This is a genomic window from Kitasatospora sp. NPDC002551 (assembly GCF_040296005.1).
GTDB lineage: Bacteria > Actinomycetota > Actinomycetes > Streptomycetales > Streptomycetaceae > Kitasatospora.
Map to the genome: position 1 here is coordinate 1 of NZ_JBEOWI010000119.1, position 7,126 is coordinate 7,126.

Below are 7,126 nucleotides of genomic sequence, written 5' to 3' on the forward strand. Positions count from 1 at the left end.
CCACCGACAGGTCGAACTTGGCGGTGTCGGTGCCGATCGGCCACCAGCTGACGGTGTGCCCGGGCAGCTCGGGACGGGCCTCGGCCTGGTTGTGGCCGCCGGGGCCGCCGTCCTGCGGGCCGCCGTCGGGGCCGTCCGGGCCGCCGCCGTCGGGGCCGCCCTCCGGGTCCGGGTCCTCCTCGGGCTCCTCCGGCCCCCGCGGCTGCGGCTCGGGCTCGGGCTCGGCGTGCTCCTCCAGCACCCGGTCCAGCTGCTCCTCGTCCAGCCCGGGCGCGTCGAACGGGTTGCGCCGGCGGCGGTGCGGCAGCGCCAGCTGGGCGGCCTTGCGGACGTCCTCCGCCAGCACCTCGGTGCGCCCCGCCCAGGCGGCCAGCGCGACGGCGGTGCGCGCCATCACGATGTCCGCGCGCAGCCCGTCCACCTCGAAGGCCCCGCAGACGGCGGTGATCTGACGCAGCGCCGTGTCGGTCAGCTCCACCCGCCCCAGCAGCTCCCGGGCGGCGGTGATGCGCGCCGCCAGCGCCCGCTCCTCCCCGGCGAACCGGGCGGCGAACGCGGCCGGGTCGGCATCGTAGGCGAGCCGGCGGCGCACCACCTCGGCCCGCTCCGCCGGCTCCCGGGTCGCGGCGATCTCCACCGTCAGGCCGAACCGGTCGAGCAGCTGCGGCCGCAGCTCGCCCTCCTCCGGGTTCATCGTGCCGACCAGCAGGAAGCGCGCCGCGTGCCGCACCGACACGCCCTCGCGCTCGACGTAGGAGCGGCCCATCGCGGCGGCGTCCAGCAGCAGGTCCACCACGTGGTCCTGCAGCAGGTTCACCTCGTCGATGTAGAGCACGCCGCGGTGCGCCTGGGCCAGCAGGCCCGGCTCGTAGGCCTTGACGCCCTCGGCGAGCGCCCGCTCCAGGTCCAGCGAGCCGACGATCCGGTCCTCGGAGACGCCGACCGGCAGCTCGACCAGCCGGGCCGGGCGCGGCGAGGCCGGGGCGCCGCCGTGCGCGCCGTCCGGGCACTGCGGGTCCGGCGCCGCCGGGTCGCAGGCGAAGCGGCAGCCGTCGACGGTCGCGATGGACGGCAGCAGCCCGGCCAGCGCGCGCACCATGGTCGACTTGGCGGTGCCCTTCTCGCCGCGCACCAGCACCCCGCCGACCGCCGGGGAGACGGCGTTCAGCAGCAGGCCGAGCCGCAGGTCGGCCATGCCGACGATGGCGGTGAACGGGTATCGGACGTCACTCATGCATGCTCCCAGGGGCCCCGGGCGCAAGGGTCGGCAGCGATCCGGCCGCCGGCACCCCGCCCTCGATCAGCTTCCACAACGCGTCGGTGTCCGCGTGCTCCTCGATCAGCTCGCCCAGCCGGTCCAGCCGGGCCTCCCGCGCGGCGGCGAACGAGGTGTCCGGCGCGGGCACGAACGCCCGGCCGGCGGCCGCCGCGGCCTCGCGCAGCAGCGCGCGCCGGAAGCCGTCGTTCTCCAGCACGCCGTGCCAGGTCGTCCCCCACACCGAGCCCACCCGGCAACCGTCCAGACCGCGTCCCTCGCCATCGGAGACGAACGGCTCCCCGTCCTCGACGGTGACGACGCCGTGGTGGATCTCGTAGCCCTCGACCCGCTCCCCGAAGGCCTCCCCGACGGGCCGGGCGAGCACCTTCCCGGCGCCGAACCGCACCCGGGTCGGCAGCAGCCCGAGGCCCTCCACCGCGCCCGCCTTCGACTCGACCTCGTCCACGATCGAGTGCGCCAGCATCTGGTAGCCGCCGCAGACCCCGAGCAGCGGCTGCCCGGCCGCCGCCCTGGCCCTCAGCACCGGCTCCAGGCCGCGCTCGCGCAGCCAGCCGAGGTCCGCGACGGTGGCCCGGGTGCCGGGCAGCACCACCAGGTCGGCGTCGGCCAGCTCCTCCGGGCGGGTGGCCCAGCGGACCAGCACCCCGGGCTCCTGGGCGAGCGCGTCCAGATCGGTGAAGTTGGACAGCCGGGGGAAGCGCAGCACGGCCACCCGCAGCACGTCCGCGCCGAGCGGTCCGCGCGCGGCGGTCCGGTCGACGACGGTGGACAGGTCGAGCGAGTCCTCGGCGTCCAGCCACAGGTCCGGCAGCATCGGCAGGGTGCCCAGCACCGGACGGCCGGTCAGCTCGCGCAGCATCTCCAGCCCGGGGGCGAGCAGCCGGGCATCGCCGCGGAACTTGTTGACGAACCAGCCCACCACGTGCCGCTGGTCCTCGGCCGACAGCAGCGCCAGCGTCCCGTACATCGCCGCGAAGACCCCGCCGCGGTCGATGTCGCCGACCACCACGACCGGAAGCCCGGCGGCGGTCGCCAGGCCCATGTTGGCGATGTCGCGGTCGCGCAGGTTGATCTCGGCGGGGGAGCCCGCGCCCTCGCAGACCACCACGTCGAAGCGGCGCCTGAGGTCCGCCAGGCACTCCAGGGCGCGCTCCAGCAGCACCGGCTTGCGCTCCCGGTAGTCCAGCGCGCCGACCTCGGCGACCGGCCGGCCCAGCAGCACCACCTGGCTGCGCCCGTCCCCGCCGGGCTTGAGCAGCACCGGGTTCATCGCCGCCTCCGGCTCGACCCGGGCCGCCTGGGCCTGCATCGCCTGGGCACGGCCGATCTCGGCGCCGTCCGCGGTGACGAAGGAGTTCAGCGACATGTTCTGCGCCTTGAACGGCGCGACGGAGACACCCTGCCGGGCCAGCCAGCGGCAGATGCCCGCGGTGACCACGCTCTTGCCGGCGTCCGAGGTCGTCCCGGCGACCAGCAGCGCCTTGCTCATGACCCAACCCTCCGCTTCCCGCCCAGCGCCGCCCGCAGCAGCAGGTGCCCGGCGACCGTCGTACCCAGGGCCAGCGCGCTCACCCGCCGGGAGAGCACGCAGGCCCGTTCGATGTCCTCCACCCCGACGGGGCGCAGTTCCCCTCCCAGCACGGGGCGGTGCTCCACGCGCTCCCCGTACCGCAGCGTGCCGCCGAGGCGCACGCCCACCGCGCCGGCGAAGGCCGACTCGGCCTGGCCGGCGTTCGGGCTGGGGTGTGCCGAGCCGTCGCGCCGCCAGACCCGCCAGGCGGTGCGCGGCGCGGGCGCGGCGGCCACCGTCAGCAGCGCGGTCAGCCGCGCGCCCGGCCAGCCCGCCACGTCGTCCAGCCGCGCCGAGGCCCAGCCGAACCGGGCGTAGCGCGGCGAGCGGTGACCGACCATCGCGTCCAGGGTGTTCACCGCGCGGAACGCCAGCAGGCCGGGCGTGCCCGCGAGACCGCCCCAGACCAGGGCGTTGACCACGGCGTCGGCGGTGTTCTCGGCCACCGACTCGACGACCGCGCGGGCCAGCTGCCGCTCGTCCAGCGCGCTGGGGTCGCGCCCGCACAGGTGCGGCAGCCGCGCGCGGGCGGCCGTCAGGTCTCCGGCGGCGAGCGAGCGGCCGATGGCGCGGGCCTCGCGGGTCAGTGAGGTGCCGCCGAGCACCGTCCAGGTCGCGGCGGCGGCGAGCGCGGCCCGGCCGAGCGGACGGCGGGCCAGCAGCCGGTCGGCGGCGATCGCCCCGGCCGCGACGGTGCCCACGGTCAGGGCGGTGAAGGCGGTGCCGACGGCGCGGTGGTCGCGCCAGAGCAGGTGCTCCAGCCGGCCGGCGGCGGAGCCGAAGCCGGCCACCGGGTGGCCGCGGCGGGGGTCGCCGAACCGGGCGTCGGCCAGGTACCCGGCGACGGCGCCCGCGCCGAAGGCGGCGGCCCCGCTCAGCGGGTGCACGGCAGGGCGCAGCATCGCGTGCGTGTCCTCACTCAGGGTCCGCGCCCTGGATCGACGAACGGGGGGCGAGAGTCTCCTGGCTTCCGGGTCGGACGCACACTCCGGGCCTTCCAGCGGCTTCTGACGGCCCGCCGTGGCGTGTTCCGGTCGTGCTCCCCGGTGACAGTGGCGGGACCGCGCCGGACTCGCACCGGCTTCCTCTGCATGCCTCCGTATTGGCTGAAGGATCCCATCACGGGCCCGAACCGGGAGTCAACCGAGGTCGTGGACGGTGTTGGTCACACCGTGCGCCGCCCCTGAATATGCAGACCGGTCTACTGACTCCCCGTGTGATTTTCATCCCGGAACAACCCGTACGGCCGTGTCCTACTGGCTTCCCTCCGCCCGCGCGAGTGGACTGGGCTGAGGAGTGGGTCCAGACACCGAGCAGCGGGGAGCGAGTATGCGTTGGGGAATCGCGGCCACCGTGGCGGCCGCAGCCGTCGGCACCGGGGCCGCCGTTCTGGTGATCGGCCGCCGGGCCTCCGAGCGGATGGTCCGCCCGGCCGCCGGTGCCCGCGAGCGGACCGGCCCGGTGCTGGTCCGCGGCCTCGGCGCCGGAGAGGTCACCTTCACCCGCACCGCCGTGAGCGAGCGCCCCGGCCGCTGGGCCGTCGAGTGGGGCGAGGACGGCCACGCCGTCGTCGAGGAGGTGCTGCGCCGCGACGACGCGGACGTCACCCGCCGCCTGGTGCGCGCCGACCGCGGCACCCTCACGGCCGGCACCGAGGTCCGCTTCACCCCCCGCGTCCACCTCGGCGACCCGGCCCGGGCGCTCGGCCTGCCGTTCGCCGAGACCGCCGTCGAGGGCGAGCTCGGCACCATGCCCGCCTGGCGGCTGGACGGCAAGCGCGGCACCTGGGTGGTCCTGGTGCACGGCCCCGGCGCCGATCGGGAGCAGAGCCTGCCCGTCCTGTCCGAGCTGCAGCGCCTGGGCCTGCCCGTCCTCGCCGTCACCTACCGCGGCGACGCCGGCGCCCCGGCCTCCCCGGACGGCCTCGGCCACTTCGGCGAGACGGAGTGGCGCGACGTCGAGGCGGCGGTGCGCACCGCTCTGGACGGCGGCGCGGGCCGGGTCGTCCTCTACGGCTGGTCGCTCGGCGCCACGATGGCCCTGCAGACCGCCGCCCGCTCGGACCTCGCCCCCTCGATCAGCAGCCTGGTCCTGGACTCGCCGGTCCTGGACTGGCCGGCCACCGCCCGCCGGGACGCCGCCCGCTCCGGTTTCCGGGGCGCGGCCGCCGAACTCGGCGCGCTCGCCGCCCAGGGCCGCACCGGCGTGGATCTGGCCGACTTCGCCCGCCTCGCCGAGGGTACGGACCTGCGGGTGCCCACCCTGGTGCTGCACGGCCCCGACGACCCGGTGGCGCCGTTCTCCGCCGCCGAGCGCCTGGCCCGCCGCCGCCCGGACGTGGTCAACCTCCAGGCCTTCCCGGGGGGTGACCACGCCGCCCTCTGGAACACCGATCCGGACCGCTACGCCGAGACCCTCCGCCGCTGGCTCACCCCGTTCTGCTGACCCCCCGCCGAAACCCGTTCCGCCCCCCCGCCGCGCGGAACGGGGCGGAATACCGGCCCACCCCGGTTCCGTCTGGCATGAACCCGCCACAAAGATCAAGCCAGTCGGTTTGGCCTCTGTTGCCCGATCTTGTCGAGCCCCCGCGCCCCTCGCCCGCCCCCCGCGGACAACCGGATGTGACAGATGGCCGGTACAAGGGGAAGACTGCTCGACGTGACGTCTCGGAATCCGCGCGACCGTGATGCCCCGCTCCCGCCGACGATCGGTACCGGTGCGACGGTGACCCGTCTCCCCGGAACGGCCCACCGCCCCGCCGGCGCCAGGCCGGGGGCCCCGGGCGTACCCCGCCGACGAGGCCCCGCCCCCGCACCCGGCCGTGGCCGGGTCCCCGTGCCGGAGGGCTTCCCCGCTCCCGCCGAGCTCGCCCCGCTGGCCCGCCGCATGCTGGTCGACGCCGTCCGGATCGCCCGCTGGTCCGGCGACCTCGACGAGGTCGACAAGCGCGGCGAGCTGCTCCCCGACGACGCCCGCGCGGCCGGCCGCGCCCTCGCCATGACGGTGGGCGCCGCCGCCAAGGCCTGGGGCCAGGCCCTGCTGGTCGGCCTGGTCGAGGCCAGGGACGGCGGCGCCGGCCCCGGCTGGCGCCTGCACGCCTGGGAGCACGACGACGAGGCGGTGGTCCGCGGCTGGTCGGCACTGTTCGACGCCTGGACACTGCTCGCCCCGGTGCCGCCCGCCGCCCTGCGCGGCGTCTTCGCGGTGCTCGCCGGGCAGGCCGTCGACCAGGCGCCGCAGCTGCTCTCCTTCCTCCATCTGGTGGACGGCCCGGTGGCCGACGTCGAGCTGCTGGAGCTGCTCAGGCGCGGCCTGGACGAGCGCCGGGTCGGCGGCGGCGAGGGCGCCTTCGGCCTCTCGCCCGTCCCGCACGCGGCCTCCGCCGTCTCCGCCGTCCGCGGCACCTGCCGCGAGCCGCAGATCGACACCCCGGCCTCGCCCGCCGACGTCGCCGCCGTCCTGGACTGGATGCTGGACGGCCTGGCCGCCGTCGGCGCGCTGACCCGCCGGGACAACGCGGCCGAGCTCTCCCCGCTCGGGCACTGGGCGGTGCGGGCCAAGCTGGAGGAGATCTGCACCGTCGCGCAGACCGCCGCCGGCCACATCGAGCAGAGCGCGCTGGAGCTGCTGAGCGCCTGCGCCGACTACTCGCCCGGCCCGGCCCGCGCCGAGTACCGGGCCTGGCTGGCCGCCCGCCCGGCCGACCGGGCGGTGGCCGAACTGCTGGAGGCCGCGCAGGGCGAGGACGCGCTGGTGCGCGGCCTGGCCTTCGAGGCGCTGCGGGTGGCCGGCGTGACCGCCGAGCAGGCCGTCCGGGCCGCGGTCGACGAGGCGGTGCTGCGCCCGTACGCGCTGCTCTGGCTGGCCGAGCGCTCCGACGAGGGGGTCTCCCCGGCCGACGTGCTGGGCGCGGAGGACGCCGCCTGGCTCTGGGTGGACACCGCCGCGGCCGTGCTCGACCACGGTGAAACGGAACTGCTGGTCGGCCACGTCGAGGGCGCCTCGGCCGGCGACCCGGTGCGGCTGTTCGCCCGGGCCCGGCAGTCCGGGCACCCGCGGGCGGCCTCGGTGCTGACCGCCGTCTCCGGCGTCCACCCGGACCCGGGCGTGGCCCGCGCGGCCCGCCGCTCGGCGTTCAGCGTCCACCGCGGCGGCGCGTAGCGGTTCCGGCCCGCACCCGCGAGTGCGCGGGGAAGGGGGCAAGGTGCGGACCACACCGAGGAGAAGACCACAGGTAGAACTCCCCAGCGCTGGCCGGGGAGCAACGCGAATACGCA

General features: G+C 76.9%; 5 protein-coding genes and 1 riboswitch. Of the genes, 2 read left to right on the forward strand and 3 right to left on the reverse strand.

The window, feature by feature from the left end; genetic code table 11:
• The 3 genes from ABT093_RS40060 to ABT093_RS40070 form a co-directional block, all read right to left on the reverse strand.
• Positions 1–1,234, reverse strand: a 1,234-nt coding sequence (locus tag ABT093_RS40060) for a magnesium chelatase ATPase subunit I (protein ID WP_350572441.1), incomplete at its 3' end; no start/stop codon positions are given.
• Positions 1,227–2,768, reverse strand: coding sequence for a cobyric acid synthase (locus tag ABT093_RS40065; RefSeq protein ID WP_350572442.1), 1,542 nt, complete (start codon positions 2,766–2,768; stop codon positions 1,227–1,229). The genes ABT093_RS40060 and ABT093_RS40065, both read right to left, overlap by 8 nt.
• Positions 2,765–3,751: a cobalamin biosynthesis protein gene (locus ABT093_RS40070; RefSeq protein ID WP_350572443.1), complete on the reverse strand. Its 987-nt coding sequence runs from the start codon at positions 3,749–3,751 to the stop codon at positions 2,765–2,767. Before ABT093_RS40070 ends, ABT093_RS40065 begins: the two co-directional genes overlap by 4 nt.
• Before the next feature lie 34 nt (positions 3,752–3,785).
• A riboswitch (cobalamin riboswitch) is annotated at positions 3,786–3,984 on the reverse strand.
• Between the two features lie 194 nt (positions 3,985–4,178).
• Between ABT093_RS40070 and ABT093_RS40075 the strand changes: the two genes are divergently transcribed.
• Positions 4,179–5,294, forward strand: coding sequence for an alpha/beta hydrolase (locus tag ABT093_RS40075; protein ID WP_350572444.1), 1,116 nt, complete (start codon positions 4,179–4,181; stop codon positions 5,292–5,294).
• Positions 5,295–5,477: 183 nt separating this feature from the next.
• Positions 5,478–7,010, forward strand: a complete 1,533-nt coding sequence (locus tag ABT093_RS40080; RefSeq protein WP_502884429.1) for a hypothetical protein — start codon at positions 5,478–5,480, stop codon at positions 7,008–7,010.
• Positions 7,011–7,126: the final 116 nt, after the last annotated feature.

Excerpts from the sequence above, each read along its gene's own strand:
- ABT093_RS40075 (WP_350572444.1), top strand. The coding sequence starts at position 4,179 with ATGCGTTGGGGAATCGCGGCCACCGTGGCGGCCGCAGCCGTCGGCACC.
- ABT093_RS40080 (WP_502884429.1), top strand. The coding sequence starts at position 5,478 with ATGGCCGGTACAAGGGGAAGACTGCTCGACGTGACGTCTCGGAATCCG.
- ABT093_RS40065 (WP_350572442.1), bottom strand. The coding sequence starts at position 2,768 with ATGAGCAAGGCGCTGCTGGTCGCCGGGACGACCTCGGACGCCGGCAAG.
- ABT093_RS40070 (WP_350572443.1), bottom strand. The coding sequence starts at position 3,751 with ATGCTGCGCCCTGCCGTGCACCCGCTGAGCGGGGCCGCCGCCTTCGGC.